Genomic DNA, 26,284 nt, shown 5'->3' on the forward strand with positions numbered 1-26,284 from the left:
GTCCTGCCGCCCGAGCGTCCCCGGCGCTCACAGGCCCCACCCGGACTCGGGCGCGCCCACGGAGACCACCCGGATCACGGGATGGCCCGCCTCGTCGGAGGCGTCCAGGTCGACCACGGCGTTGATCCCGTGGTCCAGGTCCCCGTCCGGGTCCTTCAGGACCTGCCGCACCGCCCACCAGCGCGGGCCGGCCAGCTCCAGCGGGGCGGCGACGTCGGGGGCCGCGGCCACGCGGAACAGCTCGGGGCCGCGCGCGGCGGGGCCGTCGTCGATGTCCTCGTGGTCGTCGAAGTAGGCGTCGAGGGCGTCGGCCCAGTCGTCGGCGGACAGCTCGCCGGACAGGCGCGCGAGCGCCTCGTCCCGCTCGTCGCCGAACAGGCGCACCCGCTGGAACATCGCGTTGCGGACCATCACCCGGAACACGGGCTCGTTGTCCGTCAGGCGAGGCGGCACCGGCGGCTCGAGCGCCTCCATGTCCCGGCGCAGCTCGTCGATGTCCCCGGCCACCAGGTCCTCCCACTCCTCCAGGAGGGACGAGTCGGTCTGCTTCACCATCTCGTCCAGCCAGTCCAGCAGCACCTGGAACTCCTCGGTGCGGGCCGCTTCGGGCACCGTGTGGCGCAGCGCCTTGACCGCGTCCGTGAGGTAGCGCAGCAGCACGCCCTCGGACCGGGCGATCCCGTAGAACCGCACGTAGTCGCCGAAGCCCATGGCCCGCTCGAACATGTCGCGCACCACGGACTTGGGGGTCAGCTCGAACTCCGCGAGCCACGGGGCGTCCTGCCGGTAGAGCTCGAACTGCTGCTCGAGGAGCTCGGCCAGCGGCCGCGGGTGGGTGACCTCGTCGAGGGCCCGCATGCGGTCGTTGTAGTCCATGCCCTCGGCCTTCATGGCGGCCACGGCCTCGCCCTTGGCGTGCTTGACCTGGGCGGAGAGCACCTGGCGCGGCGGGTCGAGGGTCGCCTCGATCACGGAGACGACGTCGAGCGCGTGGTCGGGATCGGCCGGGTCCAGCAGGTCGAGCGCGGCGAGGGCGAAGGGGGAGAGCGGCTGGTTGAGCGCGAAGTCCGGCTGCAGGTCCACCGTGAGGTCCACGGTCCGGCCCTCGGCGTCCGGCTCGGGCAGACGCTCGACGACGCCCGTGGCCAGCAGCTCCCGGAAGATCCCGAGCGCGCGGCGCATGAGCACCGCCTGGCGGGCCGGGGTCTCGTGGGTGCCGCGCAGCAGGCGCCGGACCGCGATGACCGGGTCGCCGGGCCGGTCGAGGATGTTCAGCAGCATCGAGTGCGTGATCCGCATGCGGGAGACCAGCGGCTCCGGCTCGGCGGAGACGAGGCGCTCGAACGTCGCCGGCCCCCACGAGACGAAGCCGGCCGGCGGGGTCTTGCGCTTGCCGGACTTCACGGACTGCTTCATGCGCTTGGCCCGCTCGGCCTCGTCCTTGACGTTCGCGAACTTCGCCGCGGCCTTGCGCTCGGCCGCCTTGTTCTCGATCACGTGCTCGGGGGCCTGGACCACCACGGTGCCGGAGGTGTCGAAGCCGGCCCGGCCCGCCCGGCCGGCGATCTGGTGGAACTCGCGGGCCTGGAGCAGACGGGTCTTCTCGCCGTCGAACTTGGACAGCGCGGTGAGCAGCACGGTGCGGATCGGCACGTTGATCCCGACGCCGAGCGTGTCCGTGCCGCAGATGACCTTGAGCAGCCCGTCCTGGGCCAGCTTCTCCACGAGGCGGCGGTACTTGGGCAGCATGCCCGCGTGGTGCACGCCGATGCCCGCCCGGACAAGGCGGTTCAGGGTGTGCCCGAAGCCCGCGGAGAAGCGGAAGCCGGCGATCCGCGCGGCGATCGCCTCCTTCTCCTCCCTGGACGTCACCGAGATCGAGGACAGACCCTGGGCCGTCTCCACGGCGTCCAGCTGCGAGAAGTGCACGATGTACACCGGTGCCTGGTGGGTGCTCACGAGCTCCTCGACCTTCTCCTGCAGCGGCACCTCGGACCACTCGAACGTCAGCGGGATGGGGCGCTGCGCGTGGGCGACGACGGCGACCTCGCGCCCGGTGCGCTCGGTCAGGTCCGCCTCGAGGCGGGCGGTGTCGCCGAGGGTGGCCGACATCAGCAGGAACCGGGCCTGCGGCAGCTCGAGGAGGGGCACCTGCCAGGCCCAGCCGCGGGAGGGGTCTGCGTAGTAGTGGAACTCGTCCATCACCACGGTGCCGATCTCCATGCCCGAGCCCTCGCGCAGCGCGCGGTTGGCGAGGATCTCGGCGGTGCAGCAGATGATGGGCGCGTCACCGTTGACGGTGGAGTCGCCCGTGACCATGCCGACGTTCTCCGCGCCGAACACGTCCACCAGCGCGAAGAACTTCTCCGAGACGAGCGCCTTGATCGGCGCCGTGTAATAGGAGACGGCGTCGTGGGCGAGCGCGTCGGCGTGCGCGGCCAGCGCCACCAGGGACTTGCCGGAGCCGGTGGGCGTCGCCAGGATCATGTGCCGGCCCTGGACCAGCTCGAGGGCGGCCTCCTCCTGGGCGGGGTAGAGCGAGATCCCGCGGTCCTCGGTCCAGGCCGCGAAGGCCCCGAAGACGTCGTCGGCGTCCGGGGCCGGCGGGAGCGCGTCGATGCGGTCGGTCAGCGAGGGCGGGTTCGTGGCGGCAGAAGTCATCGCCCCCAGGGTATCGGCCGCTCCGCGCGATACGGTGCCGCCATGAGTCAGATCGCGCCCGAGAGCCCGCACCCGGACACCGACGCCGTCGTGGGGGACGTGACCGGCCGACAGGGCGGGGGGTTCACCTGGGATCCCGCGCAGTACGAGGGCTTCGCCGAACACCGCGCCCGCCCCTTCCACGACCTGGTGGGGCGCGTGCGCGCCGAGGCCCCGCGCGTCGTGGTGGACCTGGGCTGCGGCCCGGGGACCCTGACCCGGACGCTGGCCGAGCGCTGGCCGGACGCCGAGGTGATCGGTCTGGACGACTCGCCCGCCATGCTGGAGCGGGCCCGGGAGCAGGCGGCCCGCACGGGCGCCCCCGCCAACCTGCGCTTCGAGGCGGTCGACGCCTCGCAGTGGCGCCCGTCGGGGGCGACGGACGTCGTGGTGTCCAACGCGATGCTCCAGTGGATCCCGACGCACCGTCGCCTGATCCGGCGCTGGCTCGGGGACCTCACGCCGGGGGCGTGGTTCGCGGCGCAGATCCCGCGGCCCTACGAGCAGCCCTCCCACGCGGCGATCGTGGCGCTGGCGGAGGACCCGGCCTTCTCCGAGCCGCTGCACGGGGTGGCGACGACCCGCACCGTGGCGCCGCCCGAGGAGTACACGCGGCTATTCCTCGAGGCGGGGTGGTCCCCGGTCGTCTGGGAGACGGAGTACCAGCAGGTGCTGACGGGCGAGGACCCGGTGTTCCGGTGGACCTCCGGCGCGGCCCTGCGACCGAGCCTGCAGGCCCTGGCCCGCTGGGACGCCGAGGAGGGCGCCGCCGAGGGCGCCGGGCTGCTCGAGGCGTTCGTGGACCGGTACCGCGCCGCCATGCGCGAGGCGTACCCGCCGGTGCCCGGTGTCACGGCCGACGACGGCGGCCCGGTCACGATCTTCCCGGCCCGGCGCCTGTTCATGGCGGGGCAGAAGCCGGCCTGACGCTGGGCCCGGGACCGCCCGGGCGCACCGTCACCAGCCGCGCTCGGCCCACTCCGGCAGGTGGGGGCGCTCGGCGCCCAGGGTCGTGGAGGCGCCGTGGCCGGGGTGGACCACCACGTCGTCGTCGAACGCGTCGAAGATCCGATCGCTCACGTCCGTGAACAGCTGACGGAACCGGCCGTCGTCGCCCTCGGTGTTGCCCACCCCGCCCGGGAAGAGGGAGTCGCCGGTGAAGAGCACGGCCGGCTCGTCCGCCTCGGGGCGGCACACCAGCGCGATGGACCCGGGCGTGTGGCCGCGCAGGGCCACCACCTCGAGCCGGAGCCCGTCCGCCCCCACGGTGTCCCCGTGGCGCAGGCGCACGTCGGGGGCGACCCCCGTGGCCTCGGCGATCGCGTCGGCGTCGTCCTCGCCGGCCGCCGTGCGGGCCCCGGTCAGGGAGGCCAGCGCCGGCAACGCGCGCACGTGGTCCCAGTGTCGATGCGTGGTGACGATCATCTCGAGGCGCGGCTCGCACGGGGTGTCGTCCGCGGCCGAGGCGATGAGGTCGCGGATGGCCTCGGCCTCGGCGGCGGCGTCGATCAGCACCTGCGCCCCCGTGGTCTTGGAGGTGAGCAGGTACACGTTGTTGTCCATCTCCGACACGGAGCAGGTGCGCACCGTGACGGCGGGCAGATCGTGCAGGAGGCGGTTCCGGGCGGTCTCGGGCATGCGCAACAGTGTACGGACGGGGCGGTGAGGCGCCAGGGCGGGCCCGGCCCGCGGTGGGTTCGCCCACAGGCGAGACCCCGGTGTCGTGTCCGTACCCGCCCCTATGCTGGCCGCGTGCCCAAGAACTCCTCCACCACCGTCTCCTCCGCCGTCGAGGCCCACCCCGGCGGCCTCGCCTCCGGCCCCGGCGGCGCGCGCTCGGGCGAGCGGGACCGCATCGTCGTCCAGGGCGCCCGCGAGCACAACCTGAAGGACGTGGACGTCAGCTTCCCGCGGGACGCCATGGTCGTGTTCACGGGTCTGTCCGGCTCGGGCAAGTCCTCCCTGGCCTTCGACACGATCTTCGCCGAGGGCCAGCGACGCTACGTCGAGTCGCTCTCCTCCTACGCCCGCATGTTCCTGGGCCGGGTGGACAAGCCGGACGTGGACTTCATCGAGGGCCTGTCCCCGGCCGTGTCCATCGACCAGAAGTCGACCAACCGCAACCCGCGCTCCACGGTGGGGACCATCACCGAGATCTACGACTACATGCGCCTGCTCTGGGCGCGTGTCGGGGTGCCGCACTGCCCGCAGTGCGGCGAGCCGGTGAGCCGGCAGACCCCGCAGCAGATCGTGGACCAGCTCGAGGAGCTGCCCGAGCGCACCCGCTTCCAGGTGCTCGCGCCCGTGGTCCGCGGCCGCAAGGGCGAGTTCGTGGACCTGTTCAAGGACCTGTCCACGCAGGGCTTCGCCCGCGCCGTCGTGGACGGGGAGACCGTCCAGCTCTCGGACCCGCCCGTGCTGAAGAAGCAGGTCAAGCACACCATCGCCGTCGTCGTGGACCGCCTCGCCATGAAGGAGGGCATCCGCCAGCGCCTCACCGACTCGGTGGAGACCGCCCTGAAGCTGGCGGACGGCCTCGTCGTGGCCGAGTTCGTGGACGTGGAGCCGGTCGCCGAGAAGGGCAGGAAGAACACCGCGGAGTTCGGCGGGCGGGACGCCGAGGGCAACCCCCGGTACCGCTCGTTCTCCGAGAAGCTCTCCTGCCCCAACGGGCACGAGCAGACCGTGGACGAGATCGAGCCGCGCTCGTTCTCCTTCAACAACCCGTTCGGCGCGTGCCCCGAGTGCACCGGCATCGGCTCCCGTCTGCAGGTGGACCCGGACCTCGTCGTCGCCAACGACGAGCTGTCCCTGCGCGAGGGCGCCGTCGTGCCGTGGTCGCTCGGCAAGTCCACCTCGGACTACTGGCTGCGCGTGCTCGGCGGGCTGGGCAAGGAGATGGGCTTCTCCCTGGACACCCCGTGGAAGGACCTGACGGAGGCGGAGCGCGACGCCGTCCTGCACGGCAAGGACTTCAAGGTGGAGGTGACGTTCCGCAACCGGTTCGGCCGCGAGCGCCGCTACACCACGGGCTTCGAGGGCGTCATCCCCTACGTGATGCGCAAGCACGGGGAGACCGAGTCGGACGGCGCCCGCGAGCGCTACGAGTCGTTCATGCGGGAGATCCCGTGCCCGGCGTGCCACGGGGCCCGCCTCAACCCCACGGTCCTGAACGTGCTCGTGGGCGGCCTGTCCATCGCGGACGCCACCCGCCTGCCCATGCGGGAGGCCATGGAGTTCTTCTCGGGGCTGCGGCTGACGGACCGGGAGCGGCAGATCGCGGACCAGGTGCTCAAGGAGATCCTGGCCCGGCTGGCGTTCCTGCTGGACGTCGGCCTGGAGTACCTCAACCTGGAGCGGCCGGCCGGCACCCTCTCTGGAGGCGAGGCCCAGCGCATCCGCCTGGCCACGCAGATCGGCTCCGGGCTGGTCGGCGTCCTCTACGTGCTCGACGAGCCGTCCATCGGCCTGCACCAGCGGGACAACCGCCGCCTCATCGAGACCCTCCTGCGCCTGCGGGACCTCGGCAACACCCTCATCGTCGTCGAGCACGACGAGGACACGATCGCCGAGGCGGACTGGATCGTGGACATCGGTCCTCGCGCGGGCGAGCACGGGGGCGAGGTCGTGCACTCGGGCTCCCTGGCGGATCTCAAGGCGAACACGCGGTCCGTCACCGGCGACTACCTCTCCGGGCGCCGCTCCATCACGGTGCCGGAGCGGCGTCGCGTCCCGGAGAAGGGGCGCGTGCTGACGGTCCGCGGCGCCCAGGAGAACAACCTGAAGGACGTCTCGGTGGAGGTCCCGCTCGGGGTCCTCACGGCCGTGACGGGTGTGTCCGGCTCGGGCAAGTCCACGCTGATCAACGAGATCCTCTACAAGGTCCTGGCCAACCGGCTCAACGGCGCCAAGCTCGTGCCCGGCCGGCACCGGTCCGTGGAGGGGCTCGAGCACCTGGACAAGGTGGTCCACGTGGACCAGAGCCCCATCGGGCGCACGCCGCGCTCCAACCCCGCCACCTACACCGGCGTGTTCGACGCGATCCGCAAGCTCTTCGCAGAGACCCCCGAGGCGAAGGTCCGGGGCTACCAGCAGGGCCGGTTCTCCTTCAACATCAAGGGCGGGCGCTGCGAGGCGTGCGCGGGGGACGGCACGCTGAAGATCGAGATGAACTTCCTGCCGGACGTCTACGTGCCGTGCGAGGTGTGCCACGGGGCCCGGTACAACCGGGAGACGCTCGAGGTCACCTACAAGGGCAAGAACATCGCCGAGGTCCTCGACATGCCGATCGAGGAGGCCGCGGACTTCTTCAGCGCGTACACCCGCATCTCGCGGTACCTGGACACGCTCGTCGACGTCGGTCTGGGCTACGTCCGCCTGGGCCAGCCCGCCACCACGCTCTCGGGCGGCGAGGCCCAGCGCGTGAAGCTGGCGGCCGAGCTCCAGAAGCGCTCCAACGGCCGCACCATCTACGTGCTGGACGAGCCGACCACGGGGCTGCACTTCGACGACATCCGCAAGCTCCTGCACGTGCTCCAGTCCCTCGTGGACAAGGGCAACACGGTGCTCACCATCGAGCACAACCTCGACGTGATCAAGAGTGCCGACCACGTGATCGACCTCGGCCCCGAGGGCGGCTCCGGGGGCGGCACGATCGTGGCCGCGGGCACGCCGGAGGAGGTCGCACACGTCGCGGAGAGCCACACGGGCCGGTTCCTCGCGGAACTGCTCGCGTAGCATGGACCCCGCCCACGCAGGACGCGGACGAAGGAGAGCCATGGCGACGTCGGAGCCCGTGCGCAGGAGCGCCGCCGCGCTCCTGCGGCTCACCTGCCGCCCCGAGGTCGTCGGCATGGAGCACGTCCCTGCGCGGGGCCCCTTCGTCATGGCCTCCAACCACCTGTCCTTCGTCGACTCGGTGATCCTCCAGGCCCTCGCCCCCCGCCCGGTCCACTTCTTCGCCAAGGAGGAGTACTTCACGGGCACGGGCCTGCGGGGCCGCGTCCGGCGGCGGTTCTTCGAGTCCGTGGGCTCCGTCCCCGTCCGCCGGGGCGAGCAGGCCGCCTCCGTGGCCGCGCTCGAGTCCCTCGTGGGCCTGCTCGAGTCCGGCCAGGGCGTCGGCATCTACCCGGAGGGCACCCGCAGCCGCGACGGCCGCCTCTACCGCGGCCGCACCGGTGCGGCCTGGCTGGCCCTGGCCACCGGCGCACCCGTGGTGCCCGTGGGCCTCGTCGGCACGCAGCACCTCCAGCCGCCGGACACGAACGGCTTCCGTCCCCACCGGTTCTCCGTGCGCGTGGGCGCGCCCCTGGACTTCGGCCACCCCGGGCGTCGACACACCCTGCCGCAGCGCCGCGACGCGACGGCGGCGATCATGGACGCCATCGGCGCGCTCTCGGGGCAGGAGCGGGTGGACGCCTACAACGCCGCCCCGGGTGCCCGTGGCTGATCCGGCCTCCTACCGCCCGGCTCCGGGCGAGATCTCCACGTCGCCCGGCGTCTACCGCTTCCGCGACGCGGACGGACGCGTCGTCTACGTCGGCAAGGCGAAGAACCTGCGCGCCCGCCTGAGCTCCTATTTCCAGGACCCCGCCCGGCTGGCCACCAAGACCCGGACCATGGTGTTCACGGCGGCCGCGGTCGAGTGGACCGTCGTCGGCTCCGAGCTGGAGGCGCTCCAGCTCGAGTACACGTGGATCAAGGAGTACCGCCCCCGGTTCAACATCATGTACCGGGACGACAAGTCGTACCCGTACCTGGCCGTGACCATGAACGAGCAGTTCCCGCGCGTCCAGGTGATGCGCGGCGACCGGAAGCCCGGCGTGAAGTACTTCGGCCCGTTCCACCCGGCCAAGGCGATCCGCGAGACCGTGGACCTGATGCTGCGCGTCTTCCCGGTCCGCACGTGCTCGGCCGGCGTGTTCAAGCGGGCCCGCGCCCAGGACCGGCCGTGCCTGCTCGGCTACATCGGCAAGTGCTCGGCGCCCTGCGTGGGCCGGATCAGCCCGGCGGACCATCGCGCGCTGGCCCAGGACTTCTGCGACTTCATGGCCGGGGACGCGAACCGGTTCATCCGCGAGCTGGAGAAGGCCATGGCCCGTGCCGTCGAGGAGCTGCGCTACGAGGACGCGGCCCGGCTGCGGGACGACATCGCCGCGCTGCGCCGCGTGTTCGAGCGCAACGCCGTGGTGCTGCCGGAGAACACGGAGGCGGACATCTTCGCCCTGCACGCGGACGAGCTGGAGGTCGCGGTGCAGGTGTTCCACGTCCGGCAGGGACGCATCCGCGGCCAGCGCGGCTGGGTCATGGAGCGCGTGGAGGACGTCGCCGAGCCGGAGATGGTCGCGCACCTGCTCCAGCAGGTCTACGGCGACCTCGAGGGGCCGGAGCGCATCCCGCACGAGATCCTCGTCCCGGTCGAGCCCGACGACGCCGCACAGCTCACCGAGTGGCTCTCGGGCCTGCGCGGGTCCCGGGTCGCCGTGCGCGTGCCCCGGCGGGGCTCGAAGGCGGACCTCATGGAGACCGTCCGGGAGAACGCGGAGATGGCCCTCAAGCTGCACAAGTCGCGGCGGTCCGGGGACCTCACCACCCGCTCCGCCGCCCTGCGGGAGCTGCAGGAGGCCCTGGAGATCACCGAGCCCCTGCTGCGCATCGAGTGCTACGACATCTCCCACTCCCAGGGCACCAACGTGGTCGGCTCGATGGTCGTCATGGAGGACGGGCTGCCGAAGAAGAAGGACTACCGCCGCTTCAACGTCACGGGGGAGGCCGCCCGGGACGACACGGCGTCCCTGCGCGACGTCCTGCGGCGTCGTTTCGCCCGCCTGGCCAAGGAGCGCGCGGAGGGCGCCCCGCTCTCCGGTCAGGTCGAGGGGGACGATCAGGAGGCGGGGCGCCGCTTCGCGTACCCGCCCTCGCTCGTGGTGGTCGACGGCGGCCCGCCCCAGGTGGCCGCGGCCGCGGCGGTCCTCGAGGAGCTGGGCCTGGACGACCTGCCCGTGGTCGGGCTGGCCAAGCGGCTCGAGGAGGTGTGGCTGCCGGGCGACGAGTTCCCGGTGGTCCTGCCGCGCACCTCGGAGGGCCTGTACCTGCTCCAGCGCATCCGTGACGAGTCGCACCGGTTCGCGATCGCGGGCCACCGCAGCCGGCGGTCCAAGGCGATGACCGTCTCCGCCCTGGACGGGATCCCGGGCCTGGGCCCGGCCAAGCGCACCGCGCTGCTGAACCACTTCGGCTCCGTCGCCGAGATCCGGGCCGCCGGCGTGGACCGGCTGACCGAGGTCGCCGGCATCGGGCCGCGGCTGGCCGAGGCCGTCCACACGGCGCTCACGGCCGACACGCCCGCGGATACAGTGGAGTCATGACCGAGGAGACCCTCCAGCCGGAGAAGCCGCCGACATCCGAGGTGCTCGTGATCGCCGGGATGTCCGGCGCCGGACGGACCACCGCCGCGCACGCGCTCGAGGACCACGGCTGGGACGTGGTGGAGAACATGCCGCCGGCCCTGTTCGGCACGCTGGCCGAGCTCATCGCCCGCTCGCCGGAGGCGTTCCCGCGCCTGGCGATCGTGGTGGACGTGCGCTCGCGCTCCTACTTCGAGGAGCTGTACGCCGCCCTGCAGCACCTGGCCAACAGCGGAGTGGAGTATCGCACCGTGTTCCTCGATGCGGAGGACCACGTCCTCCTGCAACGCTTCGAGGCCGGCCGCCGCCCCCACCCGATGCAGGGCAACGCCCGGCTGCTGGACGGCATCCGCGCGGAGCGGGACGTCGTCGAGCCGCTCAAGGCGCGTGCCGACGTCGTGGTGGACACCACCGAGCTGAACGTGCACGGCCTGGCCACGGAGATCACCGAGCTGTTCTCGGAGTCCGGCCCCGTCACGCTGCGCCTGACCATCATGAGCTTCGGGTTCAAGTACGGCGTCCCGGCGGACGCGAACTTCGTGGCGGACATGCGCTTCATCCCCAACCCCCACTGGGTGCCGGCGCTGCGTCCGCACACGGGCACGGAGGCCGCGGTCGCGGACTACGTGCTCTCCCGCCCCGGTGTCGAGGACTTCCTGCGCACGTACGTCGCCATGCTGGGGCCGGTGTTCGAGGGCTACCGGCGGGAGAACAAGCACTACGCTACGCTCGCCATCGGCTGCACGGGCGGCAAGCACCGCTCCGTGGCCGTCGCCGAGGAGCTGGCCCGGCGCCTGGCCCAGGTGCCCCACGTCACGGTGCACGTCCAGCACCGGGACATGGGGCGCGAATGACGTCCCCGCTCACCGGCCAACTGCCCCTGCCGCCCGGGATGGGTTCGGAAGGGCGCGGGGTGGGTGCGGGCATGTCCCGCCCCACGGCCCGCGTCACCGCCCTCGGCGGCGGCCACGGCCTCTCCGCGTCCCTCGCGGCCCTGCGGCACGTGGCCGGGCACCTCACGGCCATCGTCACGGTGGCGGACGACGGTGGCTCCTCCGGCACCATCCGCCGGGAGATGGCGGTGCTGCCGCCCGGCGACCTCCGCATGGCGCTGGCCGCCCTGTGCGACGACACCGACTGGGGTCGGACCTGGGCCCACGTCATGCAGCACCGCTTCCGCTCCACCGAGGTGCCCGCCGACCAGGCCACCCTGGACAACCACGCGCTCGGGAACCTCCTGATCGTCGCCCTCTGGGAGCTGCTGGGCGACCCGGTGGACGGGCTGCGCTGGGCCGGCGCCCTGCTGCGGGCGCACGGTGAGGTCCTGCCGGTCTCGCGGGTGCCGCTGACCATCGGCGGGGACGTGCTCAGCGCCGGCCCGGACGGCCGCCTGCGCACCCGATGCGTGGAGGGCCAGGTGGCCCTCGCGGTCGCCGCGTTCGAGGGGCGCGTCACCGACGTCCGCCTGAGCCCGTCCGACGCCCCCGCCACCCCGGAGGCGCTCTCGGCGATCGAGCTGGCCGACTGGGTGGTGCTCGGACCCGGCTCGCTGTACACGTCGGTGCTGCCGCACCTGCTGATGCCGGACGTGCGCGCGGCCCTCGCCGCCACCACCGCCCGGCGCCTCATGGTGCTGAACCTGCGCACGGGAGACCAGGAGACCACCGGCCTCACCCACGCCGACCACCTCAAGGTGCTGCGCTCCTATGCGCCGGACCTCCGGCTGGACGTGGTGATCGCCGACGTGGACGCGGTCACCGACCGGGCGGCGGTGGAGGCCGAGGCGGCCCGGATGGGCGCGCGCGTGGCGTTCAGTAGAGTGAGCAGTGCCCAGGATCCCCAGGTCCACGACCCGCTGCGCCTGGCCGTCGCGATCGACGAGGCGATGACCCACTGACGCGCGCACCTCGCCGAGAAGGAGCACGAGCATGGCGCTGACCATGACCCTCAAGGAGGAGCTGGCCCGTGTGCCGGTCGCCGCGACCCCGGAGCGGCGGGCGGAGACCGCGGCGATGCTGCGGTTCGCCGGGGGGTTGCACCTCGTGGCCGGCCGCGTCGTCGTGGAGGTTGAACTGGACCACGGCGCCAGTGCGCGCCGCCTGCGCGCCGCCATCACCGAGCTGTACGGCCTGGCCCCGGAGATCGTGGTGGTCTCCGGCGGCAACCTGCGCCGTGGTCAGCGGTACGTGCTCCGGGTCGTGCGCGGGGGAGAAGACCTCGCCCGGCAGACCGGGCTCATCGACCAGCGGGGACGGCCCGTGCGTGGCCTCGCGCCGGTCCTCGTCAGCGGGACGACGGCGGCCACCGCCGCCGTGTGGCGCGGGGCCCTGCTGGCCCACGGCTCCCTCACCGAGCCCGGCCGCTCGGCGGCCCTCGAGGTGACCACGCCGGGCCCGGAGGCCGCGCTCGCGCTGGTGGGGGCCGCGCGTCGGCTCCGCGTGGCGGCGAAGGCGCGCGAGGTGCGTCAGTCGGACCGCGTCGTGGTCCGCGACGGCGAGGCGATCGCCACGCTGCTCGCCGCCGTCGGCGCGGAGCAGACCGCGACCCTCTGGCGCGAGCGGCGCGAGCGCAAAGAGGTCCGGGCCACCGCCAACCGCCTGGCGAACTTCGACGACGCCAACCTGCGCCGTTCCGCCCAGGCCGCTGTCACGGCCGGGGCGAAGGTGGAGCGGGCCCTCGAGATCCTCGGGGACGAGGTGCCCGACCACCTTCGCTACGCGGGACGGCTGCGCCTCGAGCACAAGCAGGCCTCCCTCGACGAGCTCGGCCGCCTCGCGGACCCGCCGATGACCAAGGACGCCGTCGCCGGGCGCATCCGCCGGCTACTGGCCATGGCGGACAAGCGGGCCGCCGAGCGGGGCATCCCCGGGACGGACGCGGCCTCCGAAGGCTGAGCGCGGGATCACCGTCGACGGGATCTGGCCCCGGCGCTCCGCCCCCGATCACAATGGAGACGGACGGAATACGCCGCCGAGACGCGAGGTTGCCCGAGGTGGAGGCCGAGGGCGTCCTGCCCGCAGCCTCGCCTGACCAAGGAGGAAGCATGACCGAATACACCCTTCCGGAGCTGGACTACGACTACGCCGCGCTGGAGCCGCACATCTCGGCCCGCATCATGGAGCTGCACCACTCCAAGCACCACGCCACGTACGTCAAGGGCGCGAACACCGCCCTGGAGAAGCTGGCCGCCGCGCGTGAGGCCGGCGACTTCGGCTCCGTGAACCAGCTGTCGAAGGACCTCGCCTTCAACCTGGGCGGGCACACGAACCACTCGATCTTCTGGAAGAACCTCTCGCCGGAGGGCGGCGACAAGCCGACCGGCGAGCTGGCCGCCGCCATCGACGAGTACTTCGGCTCGTTCGACCAGTTCCAGGCCCACTTCACCGCCGCCGCCCTCGGCATCCAGGGCTCCGGCTGGGCCGTGCTGGCCTACGAGCCCATCGGCGGCAACCTGGTGATCGAGCAGTTCTACGACCAGCAGAACGGCGTGCCGGTCGCCACCATCCCGCTGTTCCAGCTGGACATGTGGGAGCACGCCTTCTACCTCGACTACCAGAACGTCAAGGCGGACTACGTCAAGGCGATCTGGAACATCGTGAACTGGGCCGACGTGCAGGCCCGCTTCGAGGCCGCCCGCGCCGGCGCCTCCGGCCTGATCCTCCCGGCCTGATCCACACCGCGCCCCGATGCGGGGAGGGGCTCGGCGCTCCGGCCCTGTCCCCACCGCGCGCCCGGACCGGGCGCGACCGCTCGACCGTACCGCCCCGGACCCACCGCCACGGGGACCACGCAACGCGAACTAACGAGAGAGACCACCATGACCAAGATCGCCATCAACGGCTACGGCCGCATCGGACGCAACATCGTGCGCGTGCTCAGGGACCGCGGCCACGAGAACCTCGAGCTGGTCGCGGTGAACGACCTCGCCGACCCCGAGGACCTGTTCTGGCTGACCCAGTACGACACCATCCTGGGCCGCTACCCGGGCGAGCTGGAGCGGACCGAGAAGGGGTTCCGCATCGACGGCCGCGACGTCGCGTTCTTCCAGGAGGCCGACCCGACGAAGCTGCCGTGGGGTGAGCTCGGCGTGGACCTGGTCATCGAGTGCACCGGCATCTTCACGACCGGCCCCAAGGCGCAGGCCCACCTCGACGCCGGGGCCAAGAAGGTCCTCATCTCCGCTCCCGCCAAGGAGGTCGACGGCACCTTCGTGATGGGTGTGAACGAGCACACCTACGACGCGGAGACGATGCACATCGTCTCGAACGCCTCGTGCACCACGAACTGCCTGGCCCCGATGGCGAAGGTCCTCAACGACGAGTTCGGCATCGTGGACGGCATCATGACCACGATCCACGCGTACACCGGCGACCAGAACCTGCACGACAACGTGCACAAGAAGGATCGCCGTCGGGCGCGCGCCGCCGCCCAGAACATGGTGCCCACCTCCACGGGCGCGGCCAAGGCCATCGGCGAGGTCATCCCGGAGCTGAAGGGCAAGCTCGACGGCTTCGCCATGCGGGTGCCCACCATCACCGGCTCGGCCACCGACCTGACCGTGGAGCTGACGCGCCACGTGGAGGTCGAGGAGATCAACGCGGCGTTCAAGAAGGCCGCGGAGTCCGGTCCGCTGCAGGGCCGCCTGGTCTACTCGGAGGACCCGATCGTGTCCTCGGACATCATCACCTCCCCGGCGGCGTGCACCTTCGACGCCCCGCTGACCAAGTCCATCGGCCAGACCGTGAAGATCATCGGCTGGTACGACAACGAGTACGGCTACACCTCCCAGCTCATGGACTTCGCAGACCTCATCGGCTCGAAGCTCTGAGCCCGCACGGCGCCCGACGGCCCGGGCCGACGGTTCCTCCGTCGGCCCGGGCCGTCCCCCTAGACTGCACCGTGAACCGACCCCGCTCCGGCACCCCAGGAGGCATCATGCCCGCATCGACCCTCAACGATCTGCTCGAGGCCGGCGTCGCCGGCCGCACCGTGCTCATCCGGTCCGACCTGAACGTCCCGCTGGACGGGGACACCGTCACCGACGACGGCCGCATCCGTGCCTCGCTGCCCGCGATCCGGGACCTGGCGGAGGCCGGGGCCCGCGTGATCGTCATGGCCCATCTGGGCCGCCCCAAGGGTGAGCCCGACCCCGCGTACTCCCTCCGTCCGGTCGCCGCGCGCATGGCCGAGCTGCTGGGCGCCGACGTCGCCCTGGCCGCAGACGTGACCGGGGACGACGCGCGCGCCCACGCCGCCGCCCTGCAGGACGGCCAGGTGCTGCTGCTGGAGAACGTGCGCTTCGACGCCCGCGAGACCTCCAAGGACGATGCCGAGCGCGCCGCACTCGCCGGGGAGATGGCTGCCCTGGCCGGCGCGGACGGTGCCTACGTGGGCGACGCGTTCGGCGCGGTCCACCGCAAGCACGCCTCCGTGTTCGACGTCGCGGCGCAGCTGCCGGCCTACCAGGGCCCGCTGGTCGCCGCCGAGCTCGAGGTGCTCACCCGCCTGACCGAGTCCCCGGAGCGGCCCTACGTCGTCGTGCTGGGCGGGTCGAAGGTCTCGGACAAGCTGGCCGTGATCGACAACCTGCTGGACAAGGCCGACATGCTGCTGATCGGCGGCGGCATGCTCTTCACCTTCCTCAAGGCGCAGGGCCACGAGGTGGGCGCCTCCCTGCTCGAGGAGGACCAGCTCGACACCGTTCGCGAATACCTGCGCCGCTCCGAGGCCGGGGCCGCCCGCATCGTGCTCCCCACGGACATCGTGATGGCCTCCGGCTTCGCGGCCGACGCCGAGCACGAGGTCCTGGCCGCGGACGCCCTCACCTCGGGCGCGCACGGCGCGTCCGCCATGGGCTTGGACATCGGCCCCGAGACGGCCCGGGCGTTCGCCGAGCAGATCCGCGGCGCCCAGACCGTGTTCTGGAACGGCCCCATGGGCGTGTTTGAGTTCCCGGCCTTCGCGGAGGGCACCCGGGCGGTGGCGCAGGCCCTCACCGAGGCCTCCGGGGCCGGCGGCCTGTCGGTGGTCGGCGGCGGCGACTCCGCGGCGGCCGTGCGCACGCTCGGCTTCGCCGACGACGCGTTCGGCCACATCTCCACCGGTGGCGGCGCCTCCCTCGAATACCTCGAGGGCAAGGAGCTGCCGGGCGTCACCGCCCTGGCCGGCGAGGGGCGGGCGTGAGCATGGCGGAGCAGACCACGCGCGTGCCGCTGATCGCGGGCAACTGGAAGATGAACCTGGACCACCTCGAGGCCGTCACCCTGGTGCAGCGCCTCACGTGGCTCCTCTCGGACGCGGACCATGACCAGGAGGCCGTGGAGGTCGCGGTGTTCCCGCCCTTCACGGGCCTGCGGTCCGTGCAGACGCTCGTCACCGGCGACCGCCTGGACCTCGTCTACGGCGCGCAGGACCTCTCGCCCGAGGACGCCGGCGCCTACACGGGCGACGTCTCCGGCGCGTTCCTGGCCGCGCTGGGGTGCCGCTACGCGATCGTGGGCCACTCCGAGCGTCGCACCCTCCACGGGGAGGACGACGCGCTCGTCGCGCGCAAGGCCGCCGCGGCCCTGCGCCACGGCCTCACCCCGGTGATCTGCGTGGGCGAGGGCCTGGAGGTGCGCCAGGCCGGCCGGCACGTCGAGCACACGCTCGCCCAGCTGGAGGGCTCGATCGCGGGCCTGTCGGCGCAGGACGTGGCCGGCGTCGTCGTCGCCTACGAGCCCGTGTGGGCGATCGGCACGGGCGAGGTCGCCGGCCCCGAGGACGCGCAGCAGATGTGCGCGGCCCTGCGCGCCCGCGTGGCCGCACTGCACGGCGACGACGTCGCCGCCGGACTGCGGATCCTCTACGGCGGCTCCGTGAAGTCCTCCAGCGCGCCGGCGCTGCTGGCGCAGCCAGACGTGGACGGCGCCCTCGTGGGCGGCGCCAGCCTCGACGCGGACGAGTTTGCTAAGATCGTCCGGTTCGACCAGGCCTGATCCGTCCGGCCCGACCGACCGCATTCTCCGTGACGGCCCCGGCGCGCGCCGGGGCCGCACCTCGACCCGAGGAGCCCTCCCGTGGACGTCCTGACCCTGGCCCTGCAGATCCTCGTGGTCGTGCTCAGCGTGGTCATCGTGCTGCTCATCCTGCTGCACAAGGGCCGCGGCGGCGGCGTCTCGGACATGTTCGGCGGCGGCGTGACCAGCTCGATGAGCTCCTCGGGCTCCGCCCAGCGTCTGCTCACCCGCCTGACCGTCGGCTCCGTGGTCGCCTGGGGTGTCGTGATCGCCCTGCTCGGCGTCCTGCCGCGTCTGACCATGGAGTCCTGAGGCCGCCCCGCCGGGCCCCGACGCGAACGCCCCGCACGGAAGATCCGTGCGGGGCGTTCGCGCGTCCCGGACCGGTGGGGCGCCGGGGGCCCCTCAGCGTTCGGAGGCCTGCACGGGGGAGAGGTCCGTGCGCGGCAGGCCCTGGTGGAGCACGGCGCCGAAGACCTCGTCCGGGTCCAGGCGGCGCAGCTCCTCGGCCAGGCAGTCCTGGATCGTCCGGCGTGGCAGGGAGATGCGCTGCACCGGCCGGCCCTGCTGATAGAGCCGGGCCACCTGCGACTGCGAGCGGGAGAGCACCACGTCCCCGTCCGTGCACCGCAGGCGCACCGCACGGATCCCGTGGCCGACCTTCGAGTGCGTGATCGTCACGGGCACCTTCAGGGTCAGGGTGAGCCACGCCGCGAGCAGCATGGTGCTGGGGGAGTCCGGCGCCCCGTCCACCGTCACCGAGCGCAGGGTGGCCACGTCGAGCGTGTCGAAGATCCCGGCCACCTGGATCCGCCACAGCGTCAGGCGCGTCCAGGCCAGGTCGGTGTCCCCCTCATGGTGGCCCGCGCGCAGAGCCCACAGGGCGGGCTCGGCCGCGGACGCCGAGGCCGTGTCCGTGATCCGGCGGTGGGCCAGGCGACCGAGCGCCGTCGCCGAGGGGACCCCGGGTGGCACCCCGGGCCACCACACGACGATGGGCGCATCGGGCAGGAGCAGCCCGGAGACGAGCGACTCGTCGGCGTGGGCGTTCTCCCCGGCGCACCACAGCACCACGACGTCGGAGGCGCCGGCGTCGCCCCCGACCCGGATCTCGGCGTCCAGGCGGGTGGGGGCCGCGGGGTCGCCCAGGGCCAGGACGACGATGCGGCACGGGTGTTCGAGCGAGGCCGCGTTGGCGGCCTGGACGGCGGACTCGATGCCGGCGTCGTCCGTGCTGATCACGAGCGTGAGGACGCGGCCGAGGGCCACGACCCCGCTCTTCTCGCGCAGCTGCGTGATGCGCTTGGCCACCTGGGAGGTGGTGGTGTCGTGCATGCGGATCTTCACGGGCGCCTCCAGCTTCGTCCGTCGCGGGCCATGAGGGCGTCGGCCGAGGGCGGTCCCCACGTGCCCGGGGCGTAGGGCTCGGGCTGGGTGCCCAGGCTCGCCCAGTGCTCCTCGAACGGGTCCACGATCCGCCAGGACAGCTCCACCTCGGCCTGGCGCGGGAACAGCGGCGGCTCCCCGAGGAGCACGTCGAGGATGAGACGCTCGTACGCCTCGGGGGAGTCCTCGGTGAAGGCGTGGCCGTAGCCGAAGTCCATCGTGACGTCGCGGATCTCGGTCTGCGTGCCGGGCACCTTGGACGCGAAGCGGATGGTGACGCCCTCGTCCGGCTGCACCCGGATGACGATGATGTTCTGCCCGAACTCGTCCCCGTCGTGGACGGGGAACAGCAGGTGCGGGGGCTTCTTGAAGACGACGGCGATCTCCGTCACCCGCCGGCCGAGGCGTTTGCCGGCCCGCAGGTAGAACGGCACGCCCTGCCAGCGCCGCGTGCGGATGCCCACCTTGAGCGCGGCGTACGTCTCCGTGACGGACGCCGGGTTGAAGCCCTCCTCGTCGAGGAATCCCGTGACCCGCTCGCCGCCCTGCCAGCCGGAGGTGTACTGGCCGCGGGCGGAGGCCGCCGCGAGTCCCTCGGGCGTGTCCGGGACGGTCACGGCCTCGAGGACCTTCTCCTTCTCCGCGCGCAGATGGTCCGCGTCGAACGAGATCGGCTCCTCCATCGCGGTGAACGCGAGCAGCTGCAGGAGGTGGTTCTGGATGACGTCGCGCGCCGCGCCCACGCCGTCGTAGTAGCTCGCCCGTCCACCGATGCCGATGTCCTCGGCCATCGTGATCTGGACGTGGTCCACGTGCTCCGCGTTCCAGAGCGGCTCGAACATCCGGTTGGCGAACCGGAACGCGAGGATGTTCTGCACCGTCTCCTTGCCGAGGTAGTGGTCGATGCGGAACACCGCGTCCGAGGGGAAGACGCGCTCGATCACAGCATTGAGCTCCTGCGCGCTGGCCAGGTCGTGGCCGAAGGGCTTCTCGATGACCACGCGGCGCCACGGGCCCTCGGCCGGCTGCGACCGGTCGGCCAGGCCCTGGTCGGCCAGGTGGCGGGAGACGGCCTCGAACCAGTCCGGCGGGATGGAGAGGTAGAACGCGGTGTTCCCCCGCGTGCCGCGTGAGGTCTCGAGCTCGGCGAGCACCTCGTCGAGACGGACGTAGGCAGCCTCGTCGTCGAACGCGCCGGAGACGAAGCGCAGACCGCCCTGGAACTGGTCCCACACGGTCTCGTCGAACGTGGTCCGGGAGGAGGCCTCGACGGCGGCGCGCACGTAGTCGGCGAACTCCTCGTCGGACCAGCTGCGGCGACCGAAGCCGACGAGGGAGAACGCCGGCGGCAGCAGGCCGCGTTGGGCCAGGTCGTACATGGCCGGCAGGAGCTTCTTCTTCGCCAGGTCGCCCGTCACGCCGAACAGCACGAGCGCCGACGGGCCCGCGATGCGGGTCAGGCGCCGGTCACGGGGGTCGCGCAGCGGGTTGCGGGGGGCGGTCCGGGACTCACCGGCCACGGACGGCGCTCCTCAGGGCCTCGATGCCCGCGTCGCGGCGGCGCAGGTGCAGGGTGACCACGGGGCGGCCGAGATCGCCCAGCACCCGGGCGTCGCCCGCTGCCTGCGCGGCGATGAGCCTGCCCAGGGAGAACGGGCGGCCGGGCACCTCGAGGTCCAGGCCGGCGTCGCCGGTGATCTGCAGGAACACGCCGACGGCCGGGCCGCCCTTGTGGAACTGTCCGGTGGAGTGCAGGAACCGCGGACCCCAGCCGAACGTGACCGGGCGGCCGACCAGGTCCGCCAGGTCCGCGCGCAGCTCCTCGAGCTCGGCGTCGTCATGACGGGAGAGGTAGGCGTGGACCGCCAGGTAGCCGCCCTCGGGCACCAGTGCCGCCGTGGCGCGCAGCACGCCGGCCAGGTCCGGGGCAGAGGTCACGGACGCCGGGCCGGAGACCTCGACACCCTCCACCTCGCCGTCGGCCGGCCGCTCGGCGGCGGGGCCGTCCAGCAGGGTGCGGGCGGCGGCCTTGGCGGCCTCCACGTCCGGCTGGTCGAAGGGGTTGATCCCGAGCAGGCGGCCGGCCACCGCGGTGGCCACCTCCCACAGCAGCAGCTGGGCGCCGAGCGAGCCGGCGACCTGCACGCCGTGGCCCGGGGCCGCGACGTCGTCCTCGCCGACGAGCTGCACCTGCAGCAGGTCGGGGGCGTCCCACACGGTCTCGGGGTCGCCGGGGGCGACGACGACGGGCAGCAGCCCGGTGCCGTCCTTGCCCGTGGACTCGGCGATCAGCTGCTCGATCCAGGCCGGCAGTCCGGCGATGCCGGACCCGTGGTCGGCGAAGACGAGCTTGTCGCGCAGCGGGCGGGTGCCGCCCAGGGCCGCGCCGAGCTGCAGGCCCGGGTTGTCCTCGTCGTCGGCGATCAGCAGGTCGAGCACGGCCTCCGCGTCGTCCAGCAGGGCCGCGACGTCCACGCCGGCCAGGCCGGTGGGGACCAGGCCGAACGCGGTGAGGGCCGAGAAACGCCCGCCCACGGTCGGGTCCGCGGTGAAGACGGCGCGCCAGCCGGCGGACTCGCACGCGGCGTGCAGCGGTGAGCCCGGGTCCGTGACGGCGACCAGGCGGGTGCGGGGGTCGATCCCGGCGTCGCGGAACGCGGCCTCGACGACGCGGCGCTGCGAGTCGGTCTCCACGGTGGAGCCGGACTTGGAGGAGACCACCAGCACGGTTCGCTCGAGGTCGCGCTCGAGGGCGCGGGAGACCTGGAGCGGGTCCGTGGAGTCCAGGACCTCGAGCTCGACGCCGGCCGTCGCCGCGATCACCTCGGGGGCCAGGGACGAGCCGCCCATGCCCGCCAGGACCACGCGGTCCACGCCCTCGGCGCGCAGCTCCCGGGTCAGCTGGGCGATGTCTGGGACGAGGGCGCGGGAGTCCTCGAACAGGTCGATCCAGCCGAGCCGCTTGGCGGCCTCGTCGCGGGCCGGCGCCCCCCACAGGTCGGCGTCCTGCGCCCCGAGGCGGGAGGCGACGCGGTCCTGGAGGAGGGCGGGCAGATGGCGGTCGATCGCCTCGAGGGCGGCTCCGGTGGCGGTGAGGCCGAGGGTGCTCATGGGGGGTCCTTCCGTGCGCGTGGCGAGCGGGCGGCGGGGTCGGGGGGCGGGTGCGGTCAGCGATGGGCGTCGAGCCCGGAGCGGACCGAGCCGAGCAGCTCGTCCCACGCGGCCTCGAACTTCTCCAGGCCCTCAGTCTCCAGCACGTCCACGACGTCCTGGTAGGACACGCCTGCCGCGCCGACCGCGTCGAGCAGGGCATCGGCCTCGGCGTAGGCGCCCGTGACGGTGTCCGCCGCAATCACCCCGTGGTCGGCGACCGCCTCGAGGGTCTTCTCCGGCAGGGTGGTCACGGTGTGCGGTGCCACGAGTTCGGTGACGTACAGCGTGTCCGGCAGGGCGGGGTCCTTGACGCCGGTGGAGGCCCACAGGGGCCGCTGCACGGGGGCGCCGGCCGCCTCGAGCAGGCGCCAGCGCTCCGAGTCCAGGGCCTGCTCGAAGGCTCGGTAGGCCAGGCGCGCGTTGGCGACGGCGGCCCGGCCGGTCAGCGCCTCGGCCTCGGGGGTGCCGATCGCGCGCAGCCGCGCGTCGACCTCCGTGTCCACACGGGAGACGAAGAAGGAGGCCACCGAGTGGAGGCGGCGGACGTCGTGCCCGTTCGCCCGGGCCTTCTCCAGGCCGGTGAGCCAGGCGTTGAGCACCCGGCGGTAGCGGGGCAGGGAGAAGATCAGGGTCACGTTCACGCTGATGCCCGCGCCGAGCACGTCCGCGATGGCGGACAGGCCCTCCACGGTCGCGGGGATCTTCACCATGAGGTTGGGACGGTCGACGGCCGCCGCCAGCTCGCGGGCCTGCGCCACGGTGCCGGCGGCGTCGCGGGCCAGGCGCGGATCGACCTCAAGGGAGACGAAGCCGTCCGCCCCGCCGGTGCGCTCGTGGACGGGCGCGAGCACGTCGGCGGCGCGGCGCACGTCCTCGGTCGTCAGGGCGACGACGGCCTCGTCCACCGAGGCGCCGGCCGCGGCGAGGTCGCGCAGCTGTCCCTGGTAGGCGCCCGCGTCCGCGAGGGCGACCGCGAAGATGGACGGGTTCGTGGTGACGCCGGTGACCGAGCGGGTGGCGATCAGCTCTTCGAGCGTGCCCTCGTCCAGCCGCGTGCGGGAGAGGTCGTCGAGCCAGATCGACACACCGGCCTGGGCCAGCGCGGCGGTGTTCGGGTTCTGCGGGGTGCTCATGGTCTGCGGGTGCCTTCCCTTCGGGGTGGACGTGCTCGGGGCGCCGTGGGCGCCGGGCCTCAGAGGAGGCCGCGGGTCACCTCGGCGACGTGCTCGCCAGTGAATCCGTACTTCTCCATCAGGCGGGCGCCGTCGGCCGACTCGCCGTAGTGCTCGAGGCTCACGCGGGCGCCCGGGGAGGAGGCCGTCACCGTGTGCTCGAACCACGGCATCGCGATGCCGGCCTCGACGGAGACGCGGACCGGGGCGTCGGGGCCGTCGGGCAGGACCTCGGCCCGGTAGGCCTCGTCCTGCTCGGCGAACCACTCGAGGCAGGGGGCGGAGACGACGCGGGTCGGGACGCCGTCGGCCTGCAGCAGCGCGCGGGCCCGCACGGCCACGGAGACCTCGGAGCCGGTCGCGATCAGCAGCGCGCGGGCCGGCGTCGGCGCGCCGTCGGCATCCGTGGCGTCGATGAGGACGTAGGCGCCGCGGGCCACGCCCGAGGCGGGGGCGAAGCCGTCCGTGTCCCGGGGGAGCACGGGCAGGCTCTGCCGGGACAGGACGAGCCCGGCCGGGCGGTCCCGGTGCTCGAGCACCGTCCGCCACGCCCACGCGGTCTCGTTGGCGTCGGCCGGGCGGACGACGTCGAGCCCGGGGATGGCCCGCAGGGCGGCCAGGTGCTCCACCGGCTGGTGCGTGGGGCCGTCCTCGCCGAGGCCGATGGAGTCGTGCGTCCACACGTACGTGCTCGGGGTGCCCATGAGGGCGGCCAGGCGGACGGCGGGGCGCATGTAGTCGGAGAACGTCAGGAACGTGCCCACGTACGCGCGGGTCAGGCCGCCGATCGTGATGCCGTTGACGATCGCCCCGGCCGCGAACTCGCGGACGCCGAAGTGCAGGGTGCGGCCGTACTCGTGGCCCTGCCACGTGGCGGTGGAGCGGCGGGCCGGGATGAAGGAGGGCTCGCCCTTCATGGTGGTGTTGTTCGACCCGGCGAGGTCGGCCGAGCCGCCCCAGAGCTCGGGCATGACCGGCGCGAGGGCCGTGAGCACCTCTCCGGAGGCCGCGCGCGTGGCCAGGCCCTTCTCGTCCGCGTCCCAGGACGGGAACGCGTCCGCGAAGCCAGCGGGCAGCTCTCGTCCGGCCAGTCGGTCGTACAGCCGCGCGTTCTCCGGGTTCGCCTCGCGCCAGGCCTGGAACGCCACCTCCCAGCCGCGGCGGTACTCTGCCGAGCGCTCGGCGATGGACCGGGCGCGGGCCAGGAGCTCGGGGTCGACGTCGAAGGTCTTGGTCGGGTCCAGCCCGAGGCTCTCCTTGAGGCCGGCGACCTCGTCCGTGCCGAGCTTGGAGCCGTGGATGCCGCCGGTGTTCTGCTTCGTGGGGGAGGGCCAGCCGATCACGGTGCGCAGCTTGATCAGCGAGGGCCGGCCGGTCTCGGCCTTGGCCGCGACGAGGGCGTCGTACAGGGCCTCCACGTCCTCCGTGTACTCGGTCACGGCGTGGCCCTGGGCGCCGTTGGTCCAGTCGACCTCCTGCACGTGCCAGCCGTAGGCCTCGTAGCGGCGGACCACGTCCTCGGTGAACGCGATGTCCGTGTCGTCCTCGATCGAGATGCGGTTCGCGTCGTAGACGACGACCAGGTTCCCGAGCTCCTGGTGCCCGGCCAGCGAGGAGGCCTCGGCGGCGACGCCCTCCTGGATGTCCCCGTCGGAGGCGAGCACGAACACGTGGTGGTCGAACGGGGAGGTGCCGGGGGCGGCGTCGGGGTCCATCAGCCCGCGCACGCGGCGCTGCTCGTACGCGAAGCCGACGCCCATCGCCAGGCCCTGGCCCAGCGGACCCGTGGTCACCTCGACGCCGTGGGTGTGGCCGTACTCCGGGTGGCCCGGGGTCCTGGATCCCTCGGTGCGCAGCCCCTGGATGTCCTCGATCTCGAGCCCGGCGCCCGCGGCGAACAACTGCAGGTACTGGATGAGCGAGGCGTGGCCCGCGGAGAGGATGAAGCGATCCCGGCCCTCCCAGCGGTCGTCCGTGGGGTCCAGGTGCATGACGTTCTGGTACAGCTGCCACGCCACGGGGGCCAGCGAGATCGCGGTGCCGGGGTGGCCGTGCCCGGCCTTCTCCACGGCGTCCGCCGAGAGCGCCTTGAGCGTGTCCACCATCCGGCGGTCCTGCTCCGAGTAGACGAACCCGCGGGCCGGGGCCACCCGGTCCAGGGTCGGGGGGGTGGACGGCTGCGCGGCGTCGGTCACGGGTTCTCTCCTGGCGGATCGGGAGCGTCGGGGTGCGGCCCCGGCCGACGCCGGGGCGTCGCGGCGCGGGGCCGTCGTCCCAGCCTAGCCGCGCGACGGCGGGGCGGGCCCGACCGGGCGCCTCATGACATGCTTCGCCCCCGGGCGAACAGCCGTTGACACGAGTAGACTGGGTCAAGGCCTGACCGCAGGCGGACCGCCCGAGTGGCCGATCCGAACCCCGGGACGGGCACGCCCACCGTCCCCTCACCGTGAGAAGCAGATGTCATCCTCCCTGGAGTCGCCGTCCGCCGCCCGCGTCGCCGCCGCCGAGCCCGGCGTCGTCGACCGGTCCCCGCTGCCCCTGCGCCGCAAGGTCCGGGCGTACGTCGAGCTGACGAAGCCCCGGGTGATCGAGCTGCTGCTGGTGACCACGCTGCCGACCATGATCTTCGCGCAGCGCGGCTTCCCGGACGTGCTCACCATGATCGCCACGCTCGTCGGCGGTGCGCTCGCCGCCGGCGCCTCCGGCACCTTCAACTGCTACATCGACCGCGACATCGACCGGGTCATGAAGCGCACCGAGAACCGGCCGCTCGTCACCGGCGAGGTCACCCCCCGCGAGGCCCTCGTGTTCGCGTGGGTGCAGACGGTCGTGTCCATCCTGATCCTCGGGTTCGGCGCCAACTGGCTGGCGGCCGGCCTGGGTGTGGCCGCCATCTTCTTCTACGTGGTCGTGTACTCGCTCGTGCTCAAGCGCCGCACGGAGCAGAACATCGTGTGGGGCGGCATCGCCGGCTGCTTCCCCGTGCTGATCGGCTGGGCGGCCGTGCGCGGGACCGTCGAGTGGCCGGCCATCGTGCTGTTCCTCGTGGTCTTCCTGTGGACGCCCCCGCACTACTGGCCGCTGTCCATGAAGTACAAGCGCGACTACCAGCAGGCCGACGTGCCGATGCTCGGCGCCATCGCCTCCGCGCGCCACGTCTCCAACCAGGTCGTGCTCTACGCGTGGGCCACCGTGGCCTGCTCCCTCCTGCTCGTGCCGATGGGCTGGGCCGGCATCGTCTACACCGCGGTCGCGCTCGTCGTCGGCGGCTGGTTCATCTGGGAGTCCCACGTGCTGCAGGTGCAGGCCCAGCGCGAGGACTTCGAGGACCGCAAGGCCATGAAGGTCTTCCACCTCTCCATCACCTACCTGACGCTGCTGTTCATCGCCCTGGCCGTGGACCCGTTCGTGGGTGCGCCGCTGATGCACTTCGGCGCCTGAGCGCCGGTCCGCCCCCAGCGCTCCCCGG

At 73.0% G+C, this 26,284-nt stretch carries 20 protein-coding genes; 13 read left to right on the forward strand and 7 right to left on the reverse strand.

The genetic code is table 11. From position 1 onward, the window contains the following. Window positions 1–27: 27 nt before the first annotated feature. Window positions 28–2,661 carry a DEAD/DEAH box helicase gene (locus O3T09_RS08310; RefSeq protein WP_269295487.1) on the reverse strand — a complete coding sequence of 878 codons (2,634 nt, stop codon included), beginning with the start codon at window positions 2,659–2,661 and terminating at the stop codon, window positions 28–30. 42 nt (window positions 2,662–2,703) lie between these two features. Here O3T09_RS08310 and O3T09_RS08315 point away from each other — a divergent pair, with 42 nt between their 5' ends. Further along, window positions 2,704–3,627 carry a methyltransferase domain-containing protein gene (locus O3T09_RS08315; protein ID WP_036382741.1) on the forward strand — a complete coding sequence of 308 codons (924 nt, stop codon included), beginning with the start codon at window positions 2,704–2,706 and terminating at the stop codon, window positions 3,625–3,627. 30 nt (window positions 3,628–3,657) lie between these two features. Here O3T09_RS08315 and O3T09_RS08320 read toward each other — a convergent pair whose 3' ends face one another. Further along, window positions 3,658–4,338 (reverse strand): MBL fold metallo-hydrolase, encoded by a 681-nt coding sequence (locus O3T09_RS08320; protein WP_036315309.1) that lies wholly within the window; start codon window positions 4,336–4,338, stop codon window positions 3,658–3,660. Window positions 4,339–4,452: 114 nt separating this feature from the next. Between O3T09_RS08320 and uvrA the strand changes: the two genes are divergently transcribed. From uvrA to secG, 11 genes are all read left to right on the forward strand, one after another. Beyond that, entirely contained in the window at window positions 4,453–7,437 is a 2,985-nt protein-coding gene (gene uvrA / locus O3T09_RS08325; RefSeq protein WP_256836234.1) for an excinuclease ABC subunit UvrA, read from the forward strand. A 40-nt stretch (window positions 7,438–7,477) separates the two neighbouring features. Beyond that, window positions 7,478–8,149 carry a lysophospholipid acyltransferase family protein gene (locus O3T09_RS08330; protein WP_036315306.1) on the forward strand — a complete coding sequence of 224 codons (672 nt, stop codon included), beginning with the start codon at window positions 7,478–7,480 and terminating at the stop codon, window positions 8,147–8,149. Then, window positions 8,142–10,067 (forward strand): excinuclease ABC subunit UvrC, encoded by a 1,926-nt coding sequence (gene uvrC, locus O3T09_RS08335; protein ID WP_036315391.1) that lies wholly within the window; start codon window positions 8,142–8,144, stop codon window positions 10,065–10,067. Before O3T09_RS08330 ends, uvrC begins: the two co-directional genes overlap by 8 nt. Continuing rightward, entirely contained in the window at window positions 10,064–10,960 is an 897-nt protein-coding gene (gene rapZ, locus O3T09_RS08340) for an RNase adapter RapZ (RefSeq protein WP_036315303.1), read from the forward strand. The genes uvrC and rapZ overlap by 4 nt, the downstream gene beginning before the upstream one ends. Further along, window positions 10,957–12,003 carry a gluconeogenesis factor YvcK family protein gene (locus O3T09_RS08345; RefSeq protein ID WP_036315301.1) on the forward strand — a complete coding sequence of 349 codons (1,047 nt, stop codon included), beginning with the start codon at window positions 10,957–10,959 and terminating at the stop codon, window positions 12,001–12,003. Before rapZ ends, O3T09_RS08345 begins: the two co-directional genes overlap by 4 nt. A 31-nt stretch (window positions 12,004–12,034) precedes the next feature. Further along, window positions 12,035–13,000, forward strand: a complete 966-nt coding sequence (gene whiA / locus O3T09_RS08350; protein WP_036315298.1) for a DNA-binding protein WhiA — start codon at window positions 12,035–12,037, stop codon at window positions 12,998–13,000. Window positions 13,001–13,149: 149 nt separating this feature from the next. Beyond that, window positions 13,150–13,776: a superoxide dismutase gene (locus tag O3T09_RS08355; RefSeq protein WP_036315296.1), complete on the forward strand. Its 627-nt coding sequence runs from the start codon at window positions 13,150–13,152 to the stop codon at window positions 13,774–13,776. Window positions 13,777–13,923: 147 nt separating this feature from the next. Next, window positions 13,924–14,934: a type I glyceraldehyde-3-phosphate dehydrogenase gene (gene gap, locus O3T09_RS08360; RefSeq protein WP_041105191.1), complete on the forward strand. Its 1,011-nt coding sequence runs from the start codon at window positions 13,924–13,926 to the stop codon at window positions 14,932–14,934. 107 nt (window positions 14,935–15,041) lie between these two features. Next, window positions 15,042–16,289 carry a phosphoglycerate kinase gene (locus tag O3T09_RS08365; protein ID WP_225348479.1) on the forward strand — a complete coding sequence of 416 codons (1,248 nt, stop codon included), beginning with the start codon at window positions 15,042–15,044 and terminating at the stop codon, window positions 16,287–16,289. 2 nt (window positions 16,290–16,291) lie between these two features. Continuing rightward, on the forward strand, window positions 16,292–17,083 hold the full coding sequence (gene tpiA, locus O3T09_RS08370) for a triose-phosphate isomerase (RefSeq protein ID WP_010078716.1): 792 nt from the start codon (window positions 16,292–16,294) through the stop codon (window positions 17,081–17,083). Between the two features lie 81 nt (window positions 17,084–17,164). Then, entirely contained in the window at window positions 17,165–17,416 is a 252-nt protein-coding gene (gene secG / locus O3T09_RS08375; RefSeq protein WP_036315286.1) for a preprotein translocase subunit SecG, read from the forward strand. Window positions 17,417–17,509: 93 nt separating this feature from the next. Here the strand turns inward: secG and O3T09_RS08380 are convergent, their stop codons facing one another. Genes O3T09_RS08380 through tkt form a run of 5 tightly spaced genes read right to left on the reverse strand, consistent with a single transcriptional unit; the run spans window position 17,510 to window position 25,010 of the window. Then, entirely contained in the window at window positions 17,510–18,451 is a 942-nt protein-coding gene (locus O3T09_RS08380; protein ID WP_269295489.1) for a glucose-6-phosphate dehydrogenase assembly protein OpcA, read from the reverse strand. Continuing rightward, window positions 18,448–20,010: a glucose-6-phosphate dehydrogenase gene (zwf, locus tag O3T09_RS08385; RefSeq protein ID WP_036315281.1), complete on the reverse strand. Its 1,563-nt coding sequence runs from the start codon at window positions 20,008–20,010 to the stop codon at window positions 18,448–18,450. Before zwf ends, O3T09_RS08380 begins: the two co-directional genes overlap by 4 nt. Next, the gene (locus O3T09_RS08390; protein ID WP_069941295.1) at window positions 20,000–21,601 is read right to left on the reverse strand and encodes a glucose-6-phosphate isomerase; all 1,602 of its coding nucleotides are present in this window, start codon (window positions 21,599–21,601) and stop codon (window positions 20,000–20,002) included. The genes zwf and O3T09_RS08390 overlap by 11 nt, the downstream gene beginning before the upstream one ends. Window positions 21,602–21,657: 56 nt before the next feature. Further along, window positions 21,658–22,776, reverse strand: a complete 1,119-nt coding sequence (gene tal, locus O3T09_RS08395; protein WP_063189246.1) for a transaldolase — start codon at window positions 22,774–22,776, stop codon at window positions 21,658–21,660. Window positions 22,777–22,835: 59 nt separating this feature from the next. Next, window positions 22,836–25,010: a transketolase gene (gene tkt, locus O3T09_RS08400; RefSeq protein ID WP_036315272.1), complete on the reverse strand. Its 2,175-nt coding sequence runs from the start codon at window positions 25,008–25,010 to the stop codon at window positions 22,836–22,838. A gap of 262 nt (window positions 25,011–25,272) precedes the next feature. Between tkt and O3T09_RS08405 the strand changes: the two genes are divergently transcribed. Further along, the gene (locus tag O3T09_RS08405; protein ID WP_036315269.1) at window positions 25,273–26,256 is read left to right on the forward strand and encodes a heme o synthase; all 984 of its coding nucleotides are present in this window, start codon (window positions 25,273–25,275) and stop codon (window positions 26,254–26,256) included. The last annotated feature ends 28 nt before the right edge of the window (window positions 26,257–26,284 follow it).

The organism is Micrococcus sp. H39-S4 (assembly GCF_027158145.1).
Taxonomy (GTDB): domain Bacteria; phylum Actinomycetota; class Actinomycetes; order Actinomycetales; family Micrococcaceae; genus Micrococcus; species Micrococcus luteus.